This window comes from [Limnothrix rosea] IAM M-220, assembly GCF_001904615.1.
Taxonomy (GTDB): domain Bacteria; phylum Cyanobacteriota; class Cyanobacteriia; order Cyanobacteriales; family MRBY01; genus MRBY01.
Map to the genome: position 1 here is coordinate 32,895 of NZ_MRBY01000019.1, position 21,463 is coordinate 54,357.

The window sequence follows — 21,463 nt, forward strand, 5'->3', positions numbered from 1 at the left end:
TGGATAGGGATGTTATAGAATCTAAGAACCAACTTCGCCACGGCGAATCCTTTGGTTTACCTCGTTTTTAGAGGTTGCATCTTACCCCTTGCATTCCCATCGCCATGGCATTATCTGACCCGTTTTCGGGCATCAAGACGGCGATCGCCCGTTGTTTTAATAGGGTTCCTCTGCGCAGCACCATGACCGTGCCCTTTGTAGTGCAGATTTGCGCCGTTGTGGGTCTGACGAGTTATTGGTCCTATCGGACGGGTCAAGCCTCGATTCACCACATTAAAGAGCAGTTACAAAATGAACTATCGGGTCGGGTCGAGGAAAAACTCCACACTTACCTAGAGTTACCCCACCGCATTAATCAGCTGACGGTGAATGCCGTTGAACAGGGTTTTTTTGATCTTGATTTTACGGGTAATGTTGAGGCGCAAACACGTTTTTTAGCGAACCAATTGCAGGCGTTCCCTGAAGTTTCTTGGATCTATTGTGGCTCTGCTAAGCAAGGTGAATTTTTAGGGGTGAAGACTGAAAATGAAAGGCCTTTTGTGGGTATTGCCAATGGTCAAACGGACTTTAAAACGGCTTTTTACACCCTTGATGGATCTGGAAATCGGGTCAGCTCTGAGCCCGATGAAACGAAAAGCGAGTTTTATGATGCTACCCAGCGGGATTGGTATCGTGCGGCGATCGCCACAGGGGGTCGACAATGGACACCGATCCATGCAGATATTACCAATCAATATTTATATTTAACGGCCAGCTCTCCGGTATATGACACCGCCACCCAAACATTACAAGGGGTGTGCAGCGTTGATATTACGCTTAATGATTTAGATGAATTTTTAGCGGATAATCTTCTGGTGGGGAAGGAAAAAACGGTTTTTATTGCCGAGCAAAATGCCCGCTTGGTGAGCACTTCCACCGGTATTTCCACCTTTACGCAAGCAACGACAACAACGAATCCAGAGAGTAAACGGGCAACGCTCCAAGAATTTGGTGATCCTTTAGTCCGGGCTGTCGGCGAGCACCTTGAACAGAAGCATCCTGACTGGGCAACCCAAGGGCGATCGCACTTCATTGATTTTGACTACGAGGGTCGCTCCCAATGGCTAAAAATTGTGCCCTTTCAGGATGAGTACGGTCTAGATTGGTTTATTTTTATTGTGCTCCCCGAAGCGGAATATATGGCAGAAATCCATGCCAATATGCGTCAAAATATCTGGCTATCGATCGGGGCGATCGCCGTCACCATTGGCCTCGGTTTAGCGACCGCGAACTGGGTAATTTTGCCGCTGCGGAAGTTCACAAAATCAGTACGGCTAATCACCGGAGGTAACTGGCAGCAAAGTTTACCGGAAAAGGAACGCAGTGATGAGATTGGGGAATTAGCGGGTTCGGTAGAGTCGATGGCAGACCAGCTAGAAGTCTCCTTTTCTGCCCTAGAAAAACAGAACGAAGAATTACAACGCCTCGACAAATTAAAAGACGAATTTTTGTCGAATACTTCCCACGAACTGCGTACCCCCCTCAACGGCATTATTGGTCTGGCGGAGTCGCTCCTAGACGGTGTGACGGGGCCATTGCCTCTAGAAACCCAGCAAAACCTTGCCATGATTGTGTCTAGTGGTAGACGCTTGGGGAGTTTGGTGGATGATCTCCTCGATTTTTTTAAGCTTAAACACACCGAATTGGAGCTGCAATGTAAGGCGATCGCCCTACGGGAATTAGTAGAAGTTGTGCTAACGCTATGTCGTCCCCTCGTCAAACAGTCACTGATTCATTTCGATAATCAAATTCCGAGGGATTTGCCACCCGTCCATGCCGACGAAAACCGTCTCCAGCAAATTTTCCATAACCTCATCGGCAACGCCATCAAATTTACAAACCAAGGCTATATCAAAGTGACCGCCGCACAACAGGGCGACATGATCGAAATCGCAGTTAGTGATTCTGGTATCGGGATTGCCCCCCAACAGCAGGAGCGCATTTTTGAGTCCTTTGAGCAGGCCGATGGTTCTTCAGCGCGGGAATATGGTGGTACAGGTTTAGGTTTGGCGATCACAAAAAAATTAGTAGAACTCCATGGCGGGGCGATCGCCGTCACCTCAGAACAAAACCAAGGAGCGACCTTTACCTTTACCTTGCCTGTCAGCACCGAATCCGTCACCCCAACAGACCAGAGCGCACCAGCCCAAGCCCTCGCCGATATCCAGCAATCTTTTGTGATGCGACGTTTGGTGGGCGATACAGACCCTAGTTTTTCCAGTAAACCAGATCTGAGTCAACCCGAAACATTACTAGCAAGCCACGCCGAAGACTATTCGATTTTGATCGTGGACGATGAACCCGTCAATATGCAGGTTTTGGTCAATCATCTCTCACTCCAAGATTATGCGATCGCCCAAGCAAACAATGGCATAGAAGCCCTAGAACTAATCGAATCCGGCATTAAACCAGATATCATTTTGCTCGATATTATGATGCCCAAAATGACAGGCTACGAAGTCTGTCAAAAGTTACGGGAAAAATATTCCCTCGACGAGCTGCCCGTGGTGATGCTCACCGCGAAAAATCAAGTCAATGATCTCGTGGCCGGCTTTAACTGTGGCGCTAATGACTATTTAACAAAACCCGTGTCCAAGACAGAGTTACTGGCCCGCATTAAAACCCATTTGCAACTATCCAGTATTTCGGTCAAGAATACCCAGCTCTACTTCCAGCTCAGCGAAAGCGAAACACGTTTGCGCCATTTCCTCGAAGCGATGCCTGTCGGTGTGGTGATCGTTCGTCCCGGAGGTCGTCCCTATTACCTCAATCGCCTCGCCACCGAAATGCTCCAAAAAGGCGTAGTAAAAGATGTCACCATTACCAATGTTGCGGCAACCTACAACCTTTATAAAGCAGGCACGGATGAATATTACACCTCGATGAATTTGTCCCTGATCCAAGCGCTTTTGGGGAATAGTACAGGCACCGATGATATTGAAATTCGGCGGGAAGATGGGGTCGTGATTCCCATCGAAAGTTGGGGAACACCGATTAAAAATAAAGACGGTGAAGTGGAGTTTGCGATCGTCGCCTTTCAGGATATTCGGCAGCGGCGGGAGATGGAAATTGAACGGGAAAGCTATATCCATAAACTTTCGGATGTCAATGAAAGTCTGCGGCGGTTTGTGCCACAGGAATTTTTGCAGCTCCTTAATCGCAATAGCATTGAAGAGGTCACCCTTGGGGAACAGAGTCAGCGGCAAATGACGATTTTGTTTGCAGATATCCGGAATTTCACATCGATTTCTGAGGGGTTACCGCCGGAGGAAGTGTTTGCGCTACTCAATGATTATTTAGGGCGTATGGAGCCACTCATCGAAAAACATGGTGGTTTTATTGATAAATATATTGGCGATGGGATTATGGCTTTATTTCCCCATGACCCCAATGATGCACTGCGGGCGGCGATCGCCATGTTAGAAGCGTTAGAACGACATACGAGTGAGTCTTATCCCGCGTTACAAATCGGCATCGGCATCCATACGGGGGATTTACTGTTAGGCACTGTGGGCGGTGAAAATCGCATGGAAACGACGGTGATCGGCGACTCGGTAAATCTGGCTGCTCGGATCGAATCCCTGACAAAATTTTATGGGGCACGCCTGTTAATCTCCGAGGAAACTTACCTGCATTGCCCAGATTTAATGGTGCGCGAAATTGATCGAGTCACTGTTCGGGGGCGATCGCGGCCAACGACTTTGTATGAAGTGCTGCTTCGCTCTGACCGCACAAAACGTGAAACGTTACCGCTCTTTACCGAAGCAATTACAGCTTTAAATGAAGACAAACGCCAGATTGCCTTTCAACTTTTCGCAGAACTCCAAAAAATTGACCCCGATGATAAAGTTATCAAAATTCACGGCGATCGCCTTGTCAGTAAGCTACGTCATGGCATCAACAGCAAACTTGATATTTAGGACAATAATCTAAATGTCTTAATTTGCCACGGTTGAATCTGTAGTGAAATCTCTGTTTCTAATGGATTTTCTAGGGCATCTATTTCTTCAGTTATTCGCCAATTAAAACTGTTTTGAAAATTAAAATCTACTGTTTTTCCTGTTGATTCATAGAAACGTAAAATCCAGCTTGATTTGCCATCTGATTGCTTGAATGCTAGAAGAACTAATGAGTTATTACCTAGGCTAAAAAAAGATTTTTGTGGTGACTGTAAATCAACAGTTTTAACAGCAATATTGTCAGGTTTATAAATTTTTAGGGGTGTATTGAAATTTTTGGCGTGACGAATAGTATCGGCTTCTTGCCAAGTATTTTTATGGGGATAAATAGCATAGGAAAAATGATGTTCACCACGATCTGCTTGGGGGTCAGGCCAAATCGGACTTTTAAGGAGCGTTAACCGAATTTGATTGGGTTTTGCATCGTAGCCATGGTGACTATTATTGATGATGCTTACTCCATATTTGCCATCGTTTAAATCAGCCCAACGTAATGCTGGGACTTCCCATTTTGCTGCATCTTCAGAGGGCGATCGCCGGATAGTCCCGCAGGGAACTTCATAGTCACAGTAGTTACTTTCAATAGTAAGAGGAAAGGTAGCTTTAAGAACAACTTGCTCTTCTTGCCAATCTGCGACGGTCTCAATTTTGAGGATTGGGCTATGGGATTCAAGAATATAATCTTGCGTAAAAGTTGATTGATTTAGTTTGCGTTTGACTCGAATTATGGAACGAATTTTAGTTTTTTCTTGCCATTGAATTGAGATTAATTCAGTAGATGGTAAAGGCTTTTCTTCATAGTCTGGTGCAATATCCCACGCATCCCAATATTGACCTTTGTCTTCAAAAGCTTGTAATTGATTACCAGCACCGGATAGAACTTGTCGTTGATTTTGCTTATCAAAGAGTTTTTCAATATTGCCTGTCTTCTGGTTGATTTTGACGCGTAAATAATCATTGTCTAAAGTGAAGTCTGGTTCGCCAACTAAATCTTCAGATCTTTGTGTCGGCGTATTTTTATCAGAGACTAGCCAATATAATGAATAGCCAATTGAGGGAATAGTTGCGGTAAAAGATAGAGTGTTTTGAGTAGTGTTTGATTCATTAATTTGACTAGGAATTTTTGTGCCAGTGTGATCGTAAACAACAGCAAATTCTTTAATATTCAAACTAATAGTTTCAGTCCGTTCCCAATTCAGATCATTAAACAAAAGAATGGGTTTGGCTTCTGGGTGAGGTGGATTTGAGAAGTCGATATAGTTGGCGATCGCCCCAAGGATTTCTGCTAATAATTGTTCGCCAGTATCGATCACATATTGCCAATCGCGGTTGGCTTCGGTGAAAACTTCGGGGATAGATGTACCGGGCAAAATATCGTGGAACTGATTAAATAAAACCTTTTTCCAGAGATTTTTAATGATGTCTTGATGAGCAAGATCTTCGCCCAAAGCATTGGCGATCGCCGACCAAAGTTCCACTTGTCGCAATAGGGTTTCGCAACGGCGATTAAATTGTTTTTGGTCAAGATGAACGGTGTAGTAGCCGCGGTGCAATTCGAGGTAAAGTTCGTCATCCCAAATGGGTAAATTTGGGGTATCTTTAACTTGATTTAAAAACTGTTGAGCTGTCGAGAATTTTAGCTCTGGAAAAAACGGCGATCGCCGCCATTTTTCTGCCACTTGAATCATATCTTTGGTCGGGCCACCGCCATGGTCACCCACACCGGGAATCCAAAAAATATCTTTCAGTCCCGTCTGCTCCTCCCACTTCAAGGCATAGTTCGTCATCGTGATCGGATTCGTATCCATAATGCCCGTCACATTGGGCGGAGTCATCAAGGTTAAAAGCTTCGTACCATCCGGCGATCGCCAGTTAAAAAGCCCGTGGGGAAAGGGTTTGGTGTCATTCCAGTGGAGTTTGCCCGTACCAAAAGCTTCGATGCCGCAGAGCTTACAAATTTGCGGGAGTTGCTGCGGAAAACCAAAGGTATCAGGGAGCCAAGCGATGGGTGCAGTCTTACTAAATTTCTCCAGAAAATACTCTTGCCCATAGAGAAATTGTCGAATAATCGATTCTCCCGACACCAAATTTACATCCGGCTCCACCCACATTCCTCCTAACAATTCCCACTTGTCTTTTGCCACAGCTTCAGTTATTTTCTGCCACAGATCTGGACGATTATTTTCTATCCATTCATAGAGGGCAGGAGTACTATGCCCAAAGGTTAATTCAGAGAACTCTTTTTGCAGGTTTAAAACAGAAGAAAAAGTACGTTGTCCGACCTCCCAAGTTTCATCCGTTGTCCAGAGCCATGCCATATCAAGGTGGGCATGACCCATCACATGAAATTGCCGTTCTTTTATGGTTGCTGCCAAGGGAATTAATTTTTCCCGTACTATTTCCAAAGCCTGATCTAATTCGGCTCGACTTTGAAACGTCTCCAGCGGTAAACTCTGCAATGCAGCTTCAAGCTCAGGTAACTTTTCCGGTTCATATTTTTCGAGATAACGACTCAAAATCTGCAACTCTGTCGCCACAAATCCCGCATCCGGCTTCGCCAAATCATCGGACTCAAAAATTAGCTCCGATTTCATTAATGCGCCGATATCATGACCCGGACTAATCAGGGCGATCGCCACCTCAAACGTTTCGCCGATGTTCACATGGGACGAAAGGGATAACCGCGTCGAAGAATCAAACAAATCCCCCTCACAAGCCAATTCGCCATTTACAAAAACCTTTGCCTCAGCAGCCCACCAAGTCAGATTTAGCCGACAATGCAGTTCTTCCAGTTCATAATTTTTGATGTTGTGGGGAACAGTGAATTTTTGATAAAACCATGCAAGTTGTTCGCCCTTTGGAAACACTAAATAACCATTCTCATTCCCAGTAATAGGCTGCGATCGCTCTAGTTGAAAAGCTTCGTAATTGTTTTCTGAGACATTTCCACTCACGTAATACAACCAATGATTTTGGGTGGGAATTGCAACCAAGGAATGAAGTTGCTCAAAAAATGTGGAAATATCGCCTGAAGACATAAATACCGCTTAAATTCCGATGAAATGAATAACCATGGCGAAGAAACATTAACTTATTGTGTTACTCCGTAAAATTTCTTTCAATATCAAGAAGTAACACTATCAATTTTGGTTGATATTTCAATGTTATCTTTCTCCACCCGAACAAATATTGCGACAACGTCCAGAAGGTCTAAAAATCAAAGCAAACTATCTACCATCACGAATTTATTGATGATGTTAGGGGGCATTGCCGTCAGCCCGCTCATGATGGAAAAAGTGGCGATCGCCCAAATATCCTACCCACAATACGGTGTGACGGCACAACATGAGGGCGGGAACTGTTTACCGGTGCGTTCAGAGCCTAATCCCAATGCATTTATGGTTGCTTGTGTTTCTAATGGATCGACACTTAAGCCTGTGGTTGGGGAGCGAAACGGTTGGATACAACTCAACAGCGGCAATTGGACATGGAAAAATAGCACTAGCCTGAAAGCGGTTACAGTATCAACGCCTCCCCCAAACCGAACCCCAGCTTCAACAGCAGGATTTCCTATCTATGGCGCAACTGTCCAATCTCCCGCAGGTTGCTCCTATGCCCGCAAAGCGCCTTCTACGGCCGGAGATCTTGCTTCCGATTGTCTTCCTAACAGTACAGAATTAAAAGCCCTTATTGGACAGCAAGGTGGCTGGTATCAACTCAGCAGCGGTAACTGGATTTTCGGAGGTAATGTGCGAGTGCCTTAAATTATGAATCGCGGTAAAAACTAAAATTTCTAGTTCAGTTCCCCCTGCATTTATGTATTGAACAACTGAACTTTTTTTATATCTCAATTTAGATTCTGTCTGATGGGGCGATCGCCACTCTTTTTGAGCACCTATAATTAGGATTAGTCGGGTTCTAAGAGCGTGATGAATACTGTCGAAATTCAATCTGTGTCCGATACAAACGGTAAAACTTTTTTATCGAGCAACCTCTGGGAAAAAATCTTCTATTGGCGAAACAATGGGACAAGCTCTCGATGCGCTGATGCAAGAACTCGAAGAGGTAAAATTTCCTGCATTGCTGGTCAGTCAAAATTTTCAGCCGGATATCTTTTTTTCTGAAGCCCAACAAAAACGACTAGCGAAATTAATGAACTTATGGCGAAACGCTAGCAAAATGAACAATTAAAGCCATCGTTACAACAAGAATTAGACGAACTCGTTGAAATAGAACTCGAAGCAAGTATAGTTCGTGCCGCCAGTACTTTCGCGGGTCAAGAAGTTTCGTAAATCCTTTTTATCCAGTTATTGCTGAGCAGGCGCAACATCGTTGCGAATACTGCCATGCTCCAGAAATTGTGTTTAATTCTCCATTTGAATTAGGTTTATTCCCGTGAATATTTAAAGGGCGATCGCCCCATTCATCACAGAGCATTTTGTAAAGCTTGTACAACCTTGCCAGTATCACCATTTAATAAAGCTGGCACATCTAAAACTAATCCTTGAAACTCTCGACTGCGTAACAAACCATTCGTATCGGGCGATAATTTTTGATATCTACCATCCCCTAAAACAAACCAGTCAATCTCTTGGTCAAATGTTCGCCACACCAAATATTCCTTTACGCCATTTCGTTCAAAAGCATCCTTTTTGCCATGCAAATCATAGGAAGTCGTGCTTGCAGAAATTTCCACAACTAGCTCTGGTGAGCCAACAAGATAGCCATCCTCACTAACCGAAGTCCGCCCACTATCAGCCCGAAACATCACAATGTCAGGCTGAGGTTCATTGTCATTATCGAGTCGTACAGTCGGTTCAATACCAATTCTCAAATTTGGGTGATTGGCTTTGTATAATCCCAGCCAAGTCACTAAATTACTGTGGGGTTCTGCATGGGGGGTGAACCTGAGAGGTGATGCCACGTAGACGACTCCTTCAATTAATTCCGCTTTTTTTACATCTGGACTAGCCGCATATCGCCGCTCAAACTCAGCTTGATTGAGGCGATCGCCATTTTCGAGAAACGGAATTGTCCGAGATGAATCTGCTAGCACCATACCTAGAACACCTGCTGTTACTTCGCTCACCTCAATTTAACACTCTCATCCTGAATCGAAAGATAGAGCGGCGATCGCCTTTTATTGCGACTCAGTATTGACCATCAAAAGCTATCGAAATTATTGGAAGCGAGATTGTTGTTGAGGAGCTTGTTTTAAGTGAAGGCAAGCAAGTACAGTAACTTGCTTCTCTGTGATTAGATAAAAAAGAGCGTAGGGAAAGCGACGAATTATTTTGCGGCGAAGATTTTTCAAAACGACAAGATAGGCTTCAGGATAGCGTTGAATCTGTGCCAAATTACTATCAATTATGCGGATAAATTCTGAACCCAATCCTTTGCTACGTTTTTCGTACCAATCGTATATATTTTCTAGGTCTTGCTCAGTCTGAGAAGTTATGAAGATTGGCAACTTCATTTGTCTAAAATCCGCTGTCGCACATCCGCCCAAGCAGAAACATCATCTGGATTATCTTTGTGTTGAATGAGTCGATGATCAAGTTCTTCTACTTGACTGGGAGTCAGGGGTAATTCTTCTGTTGATGTCGCGATATCATCCCATAGATCTTGAACGAGTTGAATCTTCTCAGCAAGACTCAATTCCTTAATTTGTTCAGAAAGAACGCTCATAAGAATTTTGTAAGGCGCATGGTGACTACAATCTTAGCCCATGAGTCAAAAGGGCGATCGCCCCTTGGATATTCTTTCTGGCCTGTTTTTCAAATCGTTATGCAAAAAAAACTGTTTGAGCAATCGTTAAGCTTTGCATCAGTTTGATCGTGTTTAGCGCAGCCTAAGCTTGCCATCAAATTACGCCAGCGCTGCCAAAGCTCCGAATGTGAGGAATTCATTTTATCCTTGCAAAACGTTACGGTTCCCACAGGAACCCGAAGGGCGATCGTTATGATTTAGAGGTACGTTTCTACGTATTTACCGTGCGTAGACCTTCAGAGAATCTACAGGCAAATTTCCTATATGTCCCACCCCCTCTACATCGCTTTCATCTGGCACCAGCATCAGCCTCTCTACAAAGCTCCGGATGGACAGTACCACTTGCCTTGGGTGCGGCTCCACGGCACAAAAGATTATTTAGATCTCATTTTGCTCCTCGAAAAATATCCCCGTCTCCACCAAACGGTGAATTTAGTTCCTTCACTGATTATGCAGTTGGAGGATTATGCGGAAGGGACGGCGCTGGATCCTTACCTAAAACTGGCATTAACACCAGTGGAAGATCTTGATTCTGACCAGAAATGGTACATTCTTGAGCACTTTTTTGACGGCAACCACCGCACGCTCATTGACCCCCACCCCCGCTATTCCGAACTCTATACCCAGCGGCAAGAGAAGGGTCGGGCTTGGTGTCTAGAAAATTGGAGTGACCAAGATTTTTCGGATCTCCTTGCTTGGCATAATTTGGCTTGGATTGACCCGCTCTTCTGGGATGATCCAGAGATTGCGGCTTGGCTCGAACAGGATCGCGGCTTTACTTTAGGCGATCGCCAGCGTATTTATTCCAAACAACGGGAAATCATTAAGCGCATTATCCCCAAGCATAAAGAGATGCAGGATAACGGTCAGCTCGAAGTGACTACCACGCCCTACACTCACCCCATTTTGCCGCTCTTGGCTGATACCGATGCGGGTCAGGTGGCTGTGCCCGAAATGGAGCTGCCGGAAAATCGGTTTATGTGGTCAGAGGATATTCCCCGTCACCTCAATCGTGCGAAGGAAATGTACCGCGATCGCTTTGATCGGGAAGTACGCGGTTTGTGGCCGTCGGAGCAATCGGTCAGTCCGGAAGTGATTGACCCGATCGCCGCCGCAGGCTTTAAGTGGATTTGTTCCGACGAGGCAGTTTTGGGCTGGAGCCTTAAGCATTTCTTCCACCGCGATGAAGTGGGTAATGTCTACGAACCGGAGATGATGTACCGTCCCTATCGTCTTGAAACCCCTTCCGGTGATTTGTCCATTGTGTTCCGGGATCACCGTCTCTCTGACCTCGTCGGCTTTACCTATAGCGGCATGGAGCCTGACGATGCAGCTAGTGATTTAGTCGGTCACCTAGAGGCGATCGCCCGTAGTCTCCGCAAAAAACAAAAAGACCCCAAAACCACAACCCTCGAAGAACCCCATCTCGTGACCATTGCCCTAGACGGCGAAAACTGTTGGGAATTCTATGAGCGGGACGGCATTCCTTTCCTAACGGCGTTATACGAAAAACTCAGCGCCGACAAAAATTTAGAGCTAGTCACAGTCTCCGAATTTATTGAGCAATTTCCACCAACCACCACCATTCCTCGTCAGGATCTCCACAGTGGCTCATGGGTAGATGGCAGCTTTACCACTTGGATCGGTGACCCCGCGAAAAACCGTGCTTGGGATCTGCTGTACAAAGCCCGTAAAACCCTTGAAGCCCACCCCGAAGCGACCGAAATCACGAACCCTGAAGCGTGGGAATCCCTCTTCGCCGCCGAAGGTTCCGACTGGTTTTGGTGGTTTGGCTATGGTCACTCCTCCAACCAAGATGCAATGTTTGACCAGCTTTTCCGGGAGCATGTCGCCGGAATTTACAAAGCCCTCAATGAGCCTGTACCACCGGAAGTGATGCAGCCCATTGAAAAGCATGACCAGCAAGAAGAACATATGCCCCAAAGCTTTATTCATCCCGTCATTGATGGCATTGGCGACGAGCAAGATTGGGAAAAAGCGGGTTGTATTCAGATTGGCGGTGCGCGCGGAACCATGCACCAAAGTAGCGCTCTACAGCGGCTTTTCTATGGTTGGGATCACCTGAATTTCTATCTCCGCCTTGATTTGCGTCGGGGTGTGAAGTGGGGTGAGGAACTACCATCAGAACTACATTTACTCTGTTTCTATCCCGGGATCAACTGTCCCATCAGCCCTGCGCCGATCGCCAGTATGCCCGACCAAGAACCTTTAAATTATCTGTTCCGTCACCACATCGGCATTAACCTTGTGACGGGTTCAACGTGGTTTGAGGAAGCTCTGGATTATGGTCAATGGTGTCCGCGAGCTGCCCACGCAAAAATGGCCTATAAGGAATGTCTCGAAATCTCTGTGCCGTGGGATATTCTAGGGGTCAAGCCCGATGTGCGTCTCAACCTGGTGGCAATCCTTGCCGATGATGGCGAGTATCATAGCTTTGTGCCCGAAAATCAATTTGTGACGCTTCAAGTGCCCTAGGCCAATTGGCTGACAAAAGATTGCTCTTCCGGAAGGGCGATCGCCGAGACGGTAATGGAGAGTGACGCAGCGTTACGACTTTGTTACCGTTTTTGATTTTTGAGACACAAAATCAGGGTCATCTGCGTCAATAGAAATTACGCCAGATTCTATCAGGATCGAAATCATGTCTTTGTCTCGTTTATTTCGGACTGCTGCTCTTTCTCTCTCCTTTGTCCTCATGCCCTGGGTGGCGATCGCCGAGGAGAAGCCCACCATTCAGCTCGCTATTTTGCTCGATTCCAGCAATAGTATGGATGGTTTAATTGACCAGACCCGTAGCCAAATCTGGACTGTAGTCAATGCCCTCACAGATGTGCGTAAAGATGGGCAAGTTCCCAATTTTGAGGTGGCACTGTATCACTACGGTAATGACTCCCTCCCTTCCTACGAAGGCTTTAACCGCCAACTGACAGACTTTACTCCAGAGCTAGACAACGTCTCAGAAAAGCTCTTTGAAATTCAGACCAATGGCGGTCAAGAGTACAGCGGCTGGGTGATTAAATCCGCAGTCAACCAACTCACTTGGGAAGACGATAGCGACGATTTTCGGGCGATTTTTATTGCAGGGAACGAACCCTTCGATCAAGGGAAAGTGGGCTGGCAAGAGGCGATCGCCCTCGCTAGAGCCGAAGATATTATCGTCAATACGATTTACTGTGGCAGCGCCGAAAATCGCGAACGAGCTTTGTGGGCAGAGGGAGCCGAAATCGCCAGCGGTGCAAACTTTAATATCAACCAAGACCGTGCGGTGATCGTCCGTCCATCTCCCTACGATGATGATATTCGAGCACTTAACGACAAGCTCAATTCGACCTATATTCCCTACGGCGATGATGGCGTTCGGGGTCTTAACCGTCAGATTCAGCAAGACGTAAATGCCGGGGCGGCGATCGTCACCCGTGGCAGCTCTAAGAGTTCCGCGTACTACCGCAATGCTTCTTGGGATCTCGTTGATGCTTTAGAAGAAGAGGCTGTTGATTTAGCAACCTTACCTGAGGAAGCATTACCTCTTTCACTTCAGGGTTTAACGCTCGAAGAAAAGGAAAGCTATATTCAAGGCGTGGAAGCAGAACGGCAAGAAACCCAAGCTCAAATTCGTGCGCTAACCGAGCAGCGGGAAGCCTATCTACGTAATTTACCTGTCGATGAAGATGTCACCGATACCCTCGAATATGCAATGATTCAATCTCTCCGGGAACAGCTCGCTCGCAAGGGTTTTGTCCTCGAATAAAGGATTACTCAATCAATAAATTTTTAACCCTTAATTTCTCTAAAAAGTTAGGGGTTTTTCTTTGGAAAAGTCGGGGCGATCGCCTCATCTTTAACCCACCACTCATATTGAAAAAGCCCATTAAAATATAGACACAACGCATTGAGTAAATCTTTACGGGACATAGACAATGGTTGTAACCCCAGTTAAACGAAAAAAATACACAGCAGCTGAGTATTTGGAACTCGAAGAAAAAGCTGAGTTTAAAAGTGAATTTTTTGATGGAGAAATTTTACCGATGGCAGGGGCAACAGCAAACCACAACAAAATTGTGTTGAATCTCTGCCGTGCTCTTCTTTTAGAAGTTAACGAACAAGCTTACGAAATTTTTTCGAGTGATATGCGGCTGTGGATTCCATCGGAAAAACATTACACCTACCCAGATGTGACAGTCGTTCGAGGTGAGCCGAGCTACGTTGATGACAAGCAAATGCTGCTGACTAACCCCTGCCTAATTATTGAAGTCACCTCTGCCTCGACGAAAAGTTACGATAAGCCCAGTAATTTTTACACATATAGACATCTGTCAGACTTTGAAGAGTATATTCTCATCGACCAAAAAAGTTACAAAGCTACTCAATGGACAAAATTAGAAGATGGACGGTGGATTTTAGCCGATCATTTTGGCAAAGATTGTGTTTTAAAGCTTGAATCAATTGACTTTGAAATTAGTTTTCAAGACCTCTATAAAAGAGTAAATTTTGCGGATGATGCAGATAAATAGTGAGGCGATCGCCGCCCTCTACAAATCTGTAATTTCCTGATTTTTTCGTTCTGCTAGTTTGAGGCGAATTTCTTCGTAATACTCTAATGATTGCACTTAGTTCCAACTCACCCATGACCCCAGAAGAATATCTGGAATTTGAAAAGACAAGCGAAGTTCGGCACGAGTATATTGATGGCGAAATTTATGCAATGTCGGGAGGGACAGGAAACCACAATTTAATTAGTCTTAATTGCGCAATCTTACTCAGAAATCGACTAAAAAATTCTGATTGTCGGGTTTACATGTCTGATATGAAAGTGAATGTGGCAGAGAGTAAGCGTTTTTTTTATCCTGATATCGTCGTGACTTGCGACCAACGAGATCAGCCAACTTCGAGCTATACGGATTTTCCCAAGCTCATTATCGAAGTACTTTCACCATCGACTGAAAGTTTTGATCGCAATGGCAAGTTTAAGTTTTATCGGACAATTTCTAGTCTGCAAACTTATCTACTCATTGATGCCCAAAAATATGGAGTGGAGTGTTTCCGGCGGCAAACTCAGGATATTTGGACGGTGCAATTTTATGACTCTCTAGCGGCGATCGCCGAGATAGAATCACTAGACCTTGGTGCACCATTAGAGGAGATTTACGAGAATATTTCTTTTCCTGAAACGTCTCCAAAACTCTGAGGCGATCGCCACAGTCTATAAATCTGTAATTTCCTGATTTTTTCGTTCTGCCAGTTTGAGGCGAATTTCCTCATGATATTCCTTGGTGATGGGATAAAAGTACGCCAAGACTAAACCAATAATCAGGGCAATGGTCGGCAAGGGGGCGATCGCCACACGAATTGCAAAGAGAGCAGAGTCGGGTTGAACCGGAGGCGTTTCCCCGGCAACGGATTCGATAAAACCCGCCCAAGATAAAGCCTGCCCCACGAGGAAGAGACTAATGGCTAAACCCATTTTTTGGAGTAAAACCATAAAGCCATAGAAAACCCCTTCCCGCCTTTTGCCTGTATTGAGTTCATCCAGTTCGATGACATCGGGAACCATAGACCACGGAATTAAGTAGCTTACCGCCACGCCACACCCGGCCATCACCGCAAAAAAGAACATTAAACCCACCTGTCCGGGCTGGAGGAAAAATAAACCAACCTGGGCAAAAATCCAAAGGCTCACGCCAACAAAATAAACTTTTTTCTTACCAAATTTACGGCTGAGAAAACTTGCCACAAACAATAAAATTAGCGCCGTTCCTTGCACCGCCAACGCTGTATTGGGGAACATCGCATCGGGCAACCCCATCCAACTAATCACGAAGTAGGGCAGGATTGAGGCCGTTAATTGAATGGCCAGCCATGACGCGAGGTAAATCCCAATCACATAGAGAAATGGTTTGTTGCTAAAAGCGATTTTGAGTTGTTCTTTAAAGGGGACAGGGGCTTCACCATCGTCTTGGCTGGGGTGGGCGACTAGTAAATGGACTTCCGTCGGGGACTGAATAAAGGTAAAGGCACTCACTCCTAATAAAATCGCTAGGGCGATCGCCACAAAAGTCCACACAAAGCCCACTTGCAACCATTGCAACGCACCGATCCCCAAGACCGTTAGCCCGGATAACGCCGCCAGAATATAGCCAAAGGTAATGCGCTGTTGATTATTCAGGATGGCTGCGCGACCCTTTTCCTGTAATCGCAACGTACACCACAGCAAAGTGAGTAACGCAAAGATTGAGCACACTAATCCCAAAATCCAATATTGTTTTGCGGGATTATCGGGGTAGGCCTGAAACACAATGCGCGCCACAATCAACGAAAAAATACTAGAGCCAATGGAAAAACTAAACCGAAAACTGTTGAGGCTCGTGCGTTCGTTATAGTCTTGGGTCAATTCCGGCGTGAGGGCGGCATAGGGCAAATTAACGGCAGTGTAAGCGAGGTTAAATAAAACCCCCATCAGGACGTAGTAGCCAAACAAAAACCAATCATTAATCTGGTCAACATCACTAAAGTGGGGCACAAGCCACTGCCCAAAAAAGACGATCACAAAGGGTAAAGTTCCCCAGAGCATCCAAGGGATTCGCCTGCCCCATTTCGTGCGGGTGCGATCGCTCATCATGCCGACAATGGGATCATTCACTGCATCGGCGATCTTGCCAATCATCAAAATGCTACCTGCTAACCCCGGCGGTAAGCCGGCCACCTGCGTAAAAAAGTACAGCAAGAAAAAGACTAAAACATTCGCCGTCAGGGCTGGTCCAATATCTCCCGCGCCAAAGGCAATTTTTGTGGTGAGATTGAGTTTTTCGGCTTGAGGTCTGGGCAAAGTCGTCATAGGGGAGAAAGATTTTAGACTATCAGCAATTGTAGTGCCTGTAACAATCGGTGGCGGAATATGAAAGCTCAAGGGGCGATCGCCCATTCTCTTCCCTTAAATCTTTTAGATCCCTGATTTCTCAGAGAGGTCGGGGATCTGAGAAATCCTGAGTAAAATTGAATATGTCCGTATTACTCTGAGCGTAAAGTCCTGATGGCTGCTACTCCTGAATCTCTCCAAGGTTTCGTTGAATATTGCGAAGAGTACATCAAGGGTGATGAAAAATCGGAAGCGCAAACATTCCTCACTAAGTTTTTTCAGGCGTTTGGGCATGAGGGCATCAAGGAAGTCGGGGCGGAGTTTGAGGAACGGGTAAAAAAAGCCAGCAAGAAAAATAAAACGGGTTTCGCGGCTCTGGTGTGGCAGCCGGATGTGGGTATCAAAGGCGTTGTGATCGAGATGAAAAAGCGCGGCGAAAATCTCGCGTTGCATTACTCCCAGCTTGAAAAATATTGGATGCGCCTCACGCCGAAACCGAAATATTCGATCCTCTGTAATTTTGATGAGTTCTGGATCTATGACTTTATTAATCAGGTGGATGAGCCTGTTGATCGGGTCAAGCTAGAAGAGCTGCCAAAGCGGGCGGGGACATTCTCGTTTATGGAGATCGGGGGGCGATCGCCGATCTTTCGGAATAATCAGGTCGAGGTGACAGAACGCACTGCCAAACGCATGGGTACTTTCTATCGGCTAGTGCGCGATCGCGGTGTAAAGGAAAAATTCAAATATTTCACGGAAGAACAGCTTCAACGCTTTACGCTGCAATGTGTGTTGGCGATGTTTGCGGAAGATCGTAATTTGTTGCCACGGGATCTATTTGTGGGGTTGGTGCAGGATTGTTTGGCGGGCAAGGATAATCCCTATGATGCGTTTAGTGGCTTGTTTCGGGCGATGAACCAGACGGGCATTGTGCCACAGGGTCGCTACAAAGATGTGGATTATTTTAATGGGGGTTTGTTTGCGGAGATTCACCCGATTCCATTAGAAAAGGCGGAGCTAGAAATTCTGGATGCTTGTGCGCGGGATGACTGGGCAAATATTCGTCCGTCGATTTTTGGGAATATTTTTGAAAGTGCCATTGACCCGGATGAGCGCCACGCAAGGGGGATTCATTACACGTCGGAAACGGATATTCGGCAGATTGTGCGCCCCACGATTTCGGATTATTGGGAGGAGAAAATTAATAGCGCGAAGTCTATCGGGGCATTGAATCAGCTTCAGTTGGAGTTGCAGTCCTATCGGGTGCTTGATCCGGCTTGTGGGTCGGGGAATTTTCTCTATGTGGCGTATCAGGAACTAAAACGCATTGAGCAGCTTTTAATTCAGAAAATTGCGGAGCGCAGAAAGCAACCGCCTAGCCAGATTGAAATGGGGTTTGTTACGCCGCTGCAGTTTTTTGGGATGGATACAAATCCGTTTGCGGTGCAGTTGGCGCGGGTGACGATGATGATTGCTCGGAAGATTGCGATCGATAAGTTTGAACTCAATGAGCCTGCTTTGCCCTTGGATTCTTTAGACAAAAATATTGTCTGTAAGGATGCGCTCTTTAATGACTGGGAAAAAGCTGATGCCATTATCGGTAATCCTCCTTTTCTCGGTGGAAAAAATGCGCGGATATCACTTGGCGATAGATATATGGAGCGAGTCTTTGCAAAATTTTCTGATGTCAAAGATTCCGTTGATTTTTGTGCCTATTGGTTTCGGAAAGCTCATGATCACATCCATCAAAATGGTCGGGCTGGTTTGGTCGGGACAAATTCCATTAGCCAAGGAAAAAGTCGTGCCGCTTCTTTGGAATATATTTTACAAAGTGGCGGTTATATACATGAGGCAATCTCGACACAACCTTGGTCAGGTGAAGCAAATGTTCACGTCAGTTTAGTTAATTGGACAAAAGAAGAACCAAGCACATATCTTTTAGACAATCAAATCGTAAAAAGAATCAACAGCTCTCTAAAATCGATTATTGATGTAACTTCAGCAGAAAAATTAAAGGTTAATTCTAACCATTGTTTTCAAGGAGTAATTCCAGTAGGAAAAGGCTTTATCGTCACAGAAGAGCAAGTTATTCGGTGGAACAAACAAGATAAAAGAAACAAAGACGTTCTTAAACTTTTTTCTATGGGGAGTAATCTTGCTAAAGAAGTTAATGGTAAGCCAACCCGCTGGATTATTGACTTTAGTAATATGCCTATAGAGGATGTCAGTTTATACAAACTTCCTTTTGAACATATCAAAATCAACGTTAAGCCAGAACGAGAAAAAAATCGTGAAGCAGTAATGCGTGAAAAGTGGTGGCGATATAAACGAACGAATGAAGCCATGCGAACAGCATTAAAGGAACTTTCTCTATGTTTTGCTGTACCAAGAGTTTCAAAATGGGCTGTATTTATTCCGTTTCCATCGAATTGGTTGGCTGGAGATAAATCAGTTGTTGTAGCTTCTGATGATTTTTACATGCTGGGAGTTTTAACATCAGACGTTCATCGACAATGGATGCACGCCCAAAAAGCAACATTAAAAGCTGATATTGCTTACACTCACAAAACTTGTTTTGAAACCTTTCCGTTTCCGCAGGCGGCGAGCAAAAAACTAACCGAACAGATCCGCCAAGCCATGATTGAGTTGCATGAATACCGCAGTGAACAAATGGAGCAAAAACAATGGGGCATCACCAAACTCTACAACGCCTTTTTTGACGAACCTGCCAGCCAACTTTATAAACTCCATAAAAAGCTGGATGCCCTTGTCTTGAAAGCCTATAAATTCAAGAAAGGTGACGACATCCTCGAAAAACTTTTACACCTAAACCTCGAACTCGCCGAGAAAGAAAAACAAGGCGAAAAGATTATCGGGCCGTGGGCGATAGACAACCCACCCAAACAAACCAAACCGGAGAAATAACCATGACAGAACGCGAACAACCCATCCAAGAAATCGAACAAATCCCCGATCACCTAGTCCATAAAATGCTGAAGATATTATTGGCAGAAAAGCAGGAAATTCTTGATACTGAGCCATCAAAAAAATTACGTCCCTTTGGGCTATGCGAAGGCGAATTTATTGTCCCAGATGACTTTAATGAACCTTGACCAGAAAAAATCACTCAATTATTTGGGAATACCAATCGTTAATTCTTTCAAATGACAGAAGATCCATTTTTCATAGAACTCACAAAAAATTATTCTCCGGCAGAAGTAGAAGAAATCAGAACTTATTTAACCGAATGGGCAGCCGCAACCTATCTTAGTGTCTCTCACAATATTCTTGACCATGCAGAGAGAAAACAGATTGATCCCCTTAAACTACTCCGAAAAGCCCATAACTTTAACAAAAAAGGAGCTACTAGAATACCCCGACGAGGTTTTAGAGACGATGATTCCGCAGTCTACCGAAAAAATAATGAATATCTAATTATTCGTGTTGATCAATTTGGCAATGAAAAAATAGTCACCTATGGAGTAAACCGCAATGTCTAACACAATAAACGTTGTTAACCCAGAACAAGCCCAAAGAAAAATCATGGTTGTATTAGAACAACTCGTGGCAGATTATTCATCTTTCCAAGAAGAAATTCCTATCATTAATCAAGAGTTCCCAGCAGATGAGGAGAGTTTTTCTGTAGTAGAGGAAATTGAATTATTAACGACAGACTTGCGAGGTTATGGCAACCAAATTAAATATTCAGGAGCTATCCAAGACTTACATAAGACGTTAACAACGCTAAAAAATCTACCCATATTAGAGACGCCATCACTCTTTAAACTCTACTTTTCTAACCTATCTTTGTTTCCTAAAACCAAGCAATATCTTCAAAGGTTAGACTATCTAAAGTTTTTGCTAATCGACTGGCTGGAACAAGCAATGAAAACTTCGGCAAGAGACATTAAAGCATCATAAATATTAAGCTGACTCCCGAACAAGAAAACTTTATTCAAGCCAAACTCCAAACAGGAAAATACAAATCTGCTCAAGAAGTGGTGGCGATCGCCTTACATTTAATGAAGTTGAAAGACTTGTGTGAAGCTCAATCACATGAAGAATAAGTAGACCACATCATCAAAATGTAAAAAATAGCTTGAATTTTCAACTGAAACTATTCGATCTGGAGAAATCCAAAATGATTTTAGAACTTGACCTGACCGGACTTACCCAAGAACAAATTTCCCAGCTCCAGGCAATTATTGAAGCTTTTAAAGCTAAAAATCAGCTAGAGCAAATCACAATACAACAAGAAAAAGAAGACATCTTAGATACTCTCACCAAAAATCCCATTGAAGTCGATGGATTCTTAAACCGAGAAGAAATCCATACTCGTTCTGCATAAGTTGCTTTCCCTATGACCACTAAAGCTTTTATCGATACAAATATCTTTCTCTATCGAGTCCTACAAAATCCCAAAGATGACCCCATAGAACTTGCGAGGAAGCAGGCGATCGCCACAGAGATTACCAACTCCCAGAATCTGACCATCAGTACCCAAGTCATCAATGAAACATCAGCAAATTTAATCAAGAAAGGCAAATTTAAAGAAGAAGCAGTTAGACAATTTATTAATGCTTTGTACCGACGTTATCAAATTGCCCAACTTGATTCTGCGACTTTCCTTAGGGCAAGTCATCTTCGGCAAAACTATAGCTTCTCCTATTGGGACAGCTTAATCGTCGCGAGTGCATTAGAAGCGAAAGCAGAAATTCTTTATTCCGAAGATATGCAACATGAACTAATTGTTGACAATCAAATACAGATTATTAATCCTTTTCAGTAAGACACCGAGTAAAGGCGATCGCCCTTCATGTCG

Annotated in this window: 19 protein-coding genes; 14 read left to right on the plus strand and 5 right to left on the minus strand. The window is 44.6% G+C overall.

Annotated features, from left to right (window positions below; genetic code table 11):
• The first annotated feature begins 104 nt into the window (after nt 1–104).
• Entirely contained in the window at nt 105–3,959 is a 3,855-nt protein-coding gene (locus NIES208_RS09345) for an ATP-binding protein (protein WP_075892030.1), read from the plus strand.
• On the opposite strand, the gene NIES208_RS09350 is transcribed toward NIES208_RS09345, so the two are convergent.
• Nucleotides 3,956–7,036 (minus strand): alpha-mannosidase, encoded by a 3,081-nt coding sequence (locus NIES208_RS09350; protein ID WP_075892032.1) that lies wholly within the window; start codon nt 7,034–7,036, stop codon nt 3,956–3,958. The genes NIES208_RS09345 and NIES208_RS09350 overlap by 4 nt on opposite strands.
• A 213-nt stretch (nt 7,037–7,249) precedes the next feature.
• Between NIES208_RS09350 and NIES208_RS09355 the strand changes: the two genes are divergently transcribed.
• Nucleotides 7,250–7,762, plus strand: a complete 513-nt coding sequence (locus tag NIES208_RS09355; protein WP_139325026.1) for an SH3 domain-containing protein — start codon at nt 7,250–7,252, stop codon at nt 7,760–7,762.
• Between the two features lie 259 nt (nt 7,763–8,021).
• Nucleotides 8,022–8,189 carry a hypothetical protein gene (locus NIES208_RS19225; protein WP_216349391.1) on the plus strand — a complete coding sequence of 56 codons (168 nt, stop codon included), beginning with the start codon at nt 8,022–8,024 and terminating at the stop codon, nt 8,187–8,189.
• Between the two features lie 235 nt (nt 8,190–8,424).
• On the opposite strand, the gene NIES208_RS09365 is transcribed toward NIES208_RS19225, so the two are convergent.
• The 3 genes from NIES208_RS09365 to NIES208_RS09375 all read right to left on the minus strand — a co-directional run bounded on the left by NIES208_RS09365 (nt 8,425) and on the right by NIES208_RS09375 (nt 9,686).
• Complete coding sequence (locus NIES208_RS09365; protein WP_235641363.1) at nt 8,425–9,087, minus strand: Uma2 family endonuclease; 663 nt, start codon at nt 9,085–9,087, stop codon at nt 8,425–8,427.
• Nucleotides 9,088–9,177: 90 nt separating this feature from the next.
• The gene (locus tag NIES208_RS09370) at nt 9,178–9,474 is read right to left on the minus strand and encodes a type II toxin-antitoxin system RelE/ParE family toxin (protein WP_075892037.1); all 297 of its coding nucleotides are present in this window, start codon (nt 9,472–9,474) and stop codon (nt 9,178–9,180) included.
• Nucleotides 9,471–9,686 (minus strand): addiction module protein, encoded by a 216-nt coding sequence (locus NIES208_RS09375; RefSeq protein ID WP_075892039.1) that lies wholly within the window; start codon nt 9,684–9,686, stop codon nt 9,471–9,473. Before NIES208_RS09375 ends, NIES208_RS09370 begins: the two co-directional genes overlap by 4 nt.
• A gap of 345 nt (nt 9,687–10,031) precedes the next feature.
• On the opposite strand from NIES208_RS09375, the gene NIES208_RS09380 reads away from it, so the two are divergent.
• From NIES208_RS09380 to NIES208_RS09395, 4 genes are all read left to right on the plus strand, one after another.
• Nucleotides 10,032–12,263, plus strand: a complete 2,232-nt coding sequence (locus NIES208_RS09380) for a glycoside hydrolase (protein WP_075892041.1) — start codon at nt 10,032–10,034, stop codon at nt 12,261–12,263.
• Between the two features lie 166 nt (nt 12,264–12,429).
• Nucleotides 12,430–13,536, plus strand: a complete 1,107-nt coding sequence (locus NIES208_RS09385; RefSeq protein WP_075892043.1) for a VWA domain-containing protein — start codon at nt 12,430–12,432, stop codon at nt 13,534–13,536.
• A 169-nt stretch (nt 13,537–13,705) separates the two neighbouring features.
• On the plus strand, nt 13,706–14,299 hold the full coding sequence (locus tag NIES208_RS09390; protein ID WP_075892045.1) for a Uma2 family endonuclease: 594 nt from the start codon (nt 13,706–13,708) through the stop codon (nt 14,297–14,299).
• Nucleotides 14,300–14,385: 86 nt separating this feature from the next.
• Complete coding sequence (locus tag NIES208_RS09395) at nt 14,386–14,973, plus strand: Uma2 family endonuclease (protein ID WP_075892047.1); 588 nt, start codon at nt 14,386–14,388, stop codon at nt 14,971–14,973.
• Between the two features lie 15 nt (nt 14,974–14,988).
• Here the strand turns inward: NIES208_RS09395 and NIES208_RS09400 are convergent, their stop codons facing one another.
• Nucleotides 14,989–16,620: an MFS transporter gene (locus NIES208_RS09400; RefSeq protein ID WP_075892085.1), complete on the minus strand. Its 1,632-nt coding sequence runs from the start codon at nt 16,618–16,620 to the stop codon at nt 14,989–14,991.
• 195 nt (nt 16,621–16,815) lie between these two features.
• On the opposite strand from NIES208_RS09400, the gene NIES208_RS09405 reads away from it, so the two are divergent.
• From NIES208_RS09405 to NIES208_RS09435, 7 genes are all read left to right on the plus strand, one after another.
• Nucleotides 16,816–19,566, plus strand: coding sequence for a DNA methyltransferase (locus tag NIES208_RS09405; protein WP_075892049.1), 2,751 nt, complete (start codon nt 16,816–16,818; stop codon nt 19,564–19,566).
• 2 nt (nt 19,567–19,568) lie between these two features.
• Complete coding sequence (locus tag NIES208_RS09410) at nt 19,569–19,754, plus strand: DUF2281 domain-containing protein (protein ID WP_075892051.1); 186 nt, start codon at nt 19,569–19,571, stop codon at nt 19,752–19,754.
• Between the two features lie 51 nt (nt 19,755–19,805).
• A complete protein-coding gene (locus NIES208_RS09415; protein WP_075892053.1) occupies nt 19,806–20,141 on the plus strand; it encodes a hypothetical protein in 336 nt (111 codons plus the stop codon).
• Nucleotides 20,134–20,562 carry a hypothetical protein gene (locus NIES208_RS09420; protein ID WP_075892055.1) on the plus strand — a complete coding sequence of 143 codons (429 nt, stop codon included), beginning with the start codon at nt 20,134–20,136 and terminating at the stop codon, nt 20,560–20,562. Before NIES208_RS09415 ends, NIES208_RS09420 begins: the two co-directional genes overlap by 8 nt.
• An 8-nt stretch (nt 20,563–20,570) precedes the next feature.
• On the plus strand, nt 20,571–20,708 hold the full coding sequence (locus NIES208_RS19920) for a ribbon-helix-helix domain-containing protein (protein WP_225875283.1): 138 nt from the start codon (nt 20,571–20,573) through the stop codon (nt 20,706–20,708).
• A gap of 74 nt (nt 20,709–20,782) precedes the next feature.
• A complete protein-coding gene (locus tag NIES208_RS09430) occupies nt 20,783–20,989 on the plus strand; it encodes a hypothetical protein (protein WP_075892057.1) in 207 nt (68 codons plus the stop codon).
• A gap of 12 nt (nt 20,990–21,001) precedes the next feature.
• Nucleotides 21,002–21,430 carry a PIN domain-containing protein gene (locus tag NIES208_RS09435; protein ID WP_075892059.1) on the plus strand — a complete coding sequence of 143 codons (429 nt, stop codon included), beginning with the start codon at nt 21,002–21,004 and terminating at the stop codon, nt 21,428–21,430.
• Nucleotides 21,431–21,463 lie beyond the last annotated feature (33 nt).

What these genes read in the sequence shown, in the direction of transcription:
- NIES208_RS09345 (WP_075892030.1), top strand. Translation starts at nt 105, where the DNA reads ATGGCATTATCTGACCCGTTTTCGGGCATCAAGACGGCGATCGCCCGT.
- NIES208_RS09375 (WP_075892039.1), bottom strand. Translation starts at nt 9,686, where the DNA reads ATGAGCGTTCTTTCTGAACAAATTAAGGAATTGAGTCTTGCTGAGAAG.
- NIES208_RS09435 (WP_075892059.1), top strand. Translation starts at nt 21,002, where the DNA reads ATGACCACTAAAGCTTTTATCGATACAAATATCTTTCTCTATCGAGTC.
- NIES208_RS09420 (WP_075892055.1), top strand. Translation starts at nt 20,134, where the DNA reads ATGTCTAACACAATAAACGTTGTTAACCCAGAACAAGCCCAAAGAAAA.
- NIES208_RS09350 (WP_075892032.1), bottom strand. Translation starts at nt 7,036, where the DNA reads ATGTCTTCAGGCGATATTTCCACATTTTTTGAGCAACTTCATTCCTTG.
- NIES208_RS09415 (WP_075892053.1), top strand. Translation starts at nt 19,806, where the DNA reads ATGACAGAAGATCCATTTTTCATAGAACTCACAAAAAATTATTCTCCG.
- NIES208_RS09385 (WP_075892043.1), top strand. Translation starts at nt 12,430, where the DNA reads ATGTCTTTGTCTCGTTTATTTCGGACTGCTGCTCTTTCTCTCTCCTTT.
- NIES208_RS09390 (WP_075892045.1), top strand. Translation starts at nt 13,706, where the DNA reads ATGGTTGTAACCCCAGTTAAACGAAAAAAATACACAGCAGCTGAGTAT.
- NIES208_RS09405 (WP_075892049.1), top strand. Translation starts at nt 16,816, where the DNA reads ATGGCTGCTACTCCTGAATCTCTCCAAGGTTTCGTTGAATATTGCGAA.
- NIES208_RS09370 (WP_075892037.1), bottom strand. Translation starts at nt 9,474, where the DNA reads ATGAAGTTGCCAATCTTCATAACTTCTCAGACTGAGCAAGACCTAGAA.
- NIES208_RS09430 (WP_075892057.1), top strand. Translation starts at nt 20,783, where the DNA reads ATGATTTTAGAACTTGACCTGACCGGACTTACCCAAGAACAAATTTCC.
- NIES208_RS09410 (WP_075892051.1), top strand. Translation starts at nt 19,569, where the DNA reads ATGACAGAACGCGAACAACCCATCCAAGAAATCGAACAAATCCCCGAT.
- NIES208_RS09355 (WP_139325026.1), top strand. Translation starts at nt 7,250, where the DNA reads ATGATGTTAGGGGGCATTGCCGTCAGCCCGCTCATGATGGAAAAAGTG.
- NIES208_RS09395 (WP_075892047.1), top strand. Translation starts at nt 14,386, where the DNA reads ATGATTGCACTTAGTTCCAACTCACCCATGACCCCAGAAGAATATCTG.
- NIES208_RS09400 (WP_075892085.1), bottom strand. Translation starts at nt 16,620, where the DNA reads ATGACGACTTTGCCCAGACCTCAAGCCGAAAAACTCAATCTCACCACA.
- NIES208_RS19225 (WP_216349391.1), top strand. Translation starts at nt 8,022, where the DNA reads ATGGGACAAGCTCTCGATGCGCTGATGCAAGAACTCGAAGAGGTAAAA.
- NIES208_RS09380 (WP_075892041.1), top strand. Translation starts at nt 10,032, where the DNA reads ATGTCCCACCCCCTCTACATCGCTTTCATCTGGCACCAGCATCAGCCT.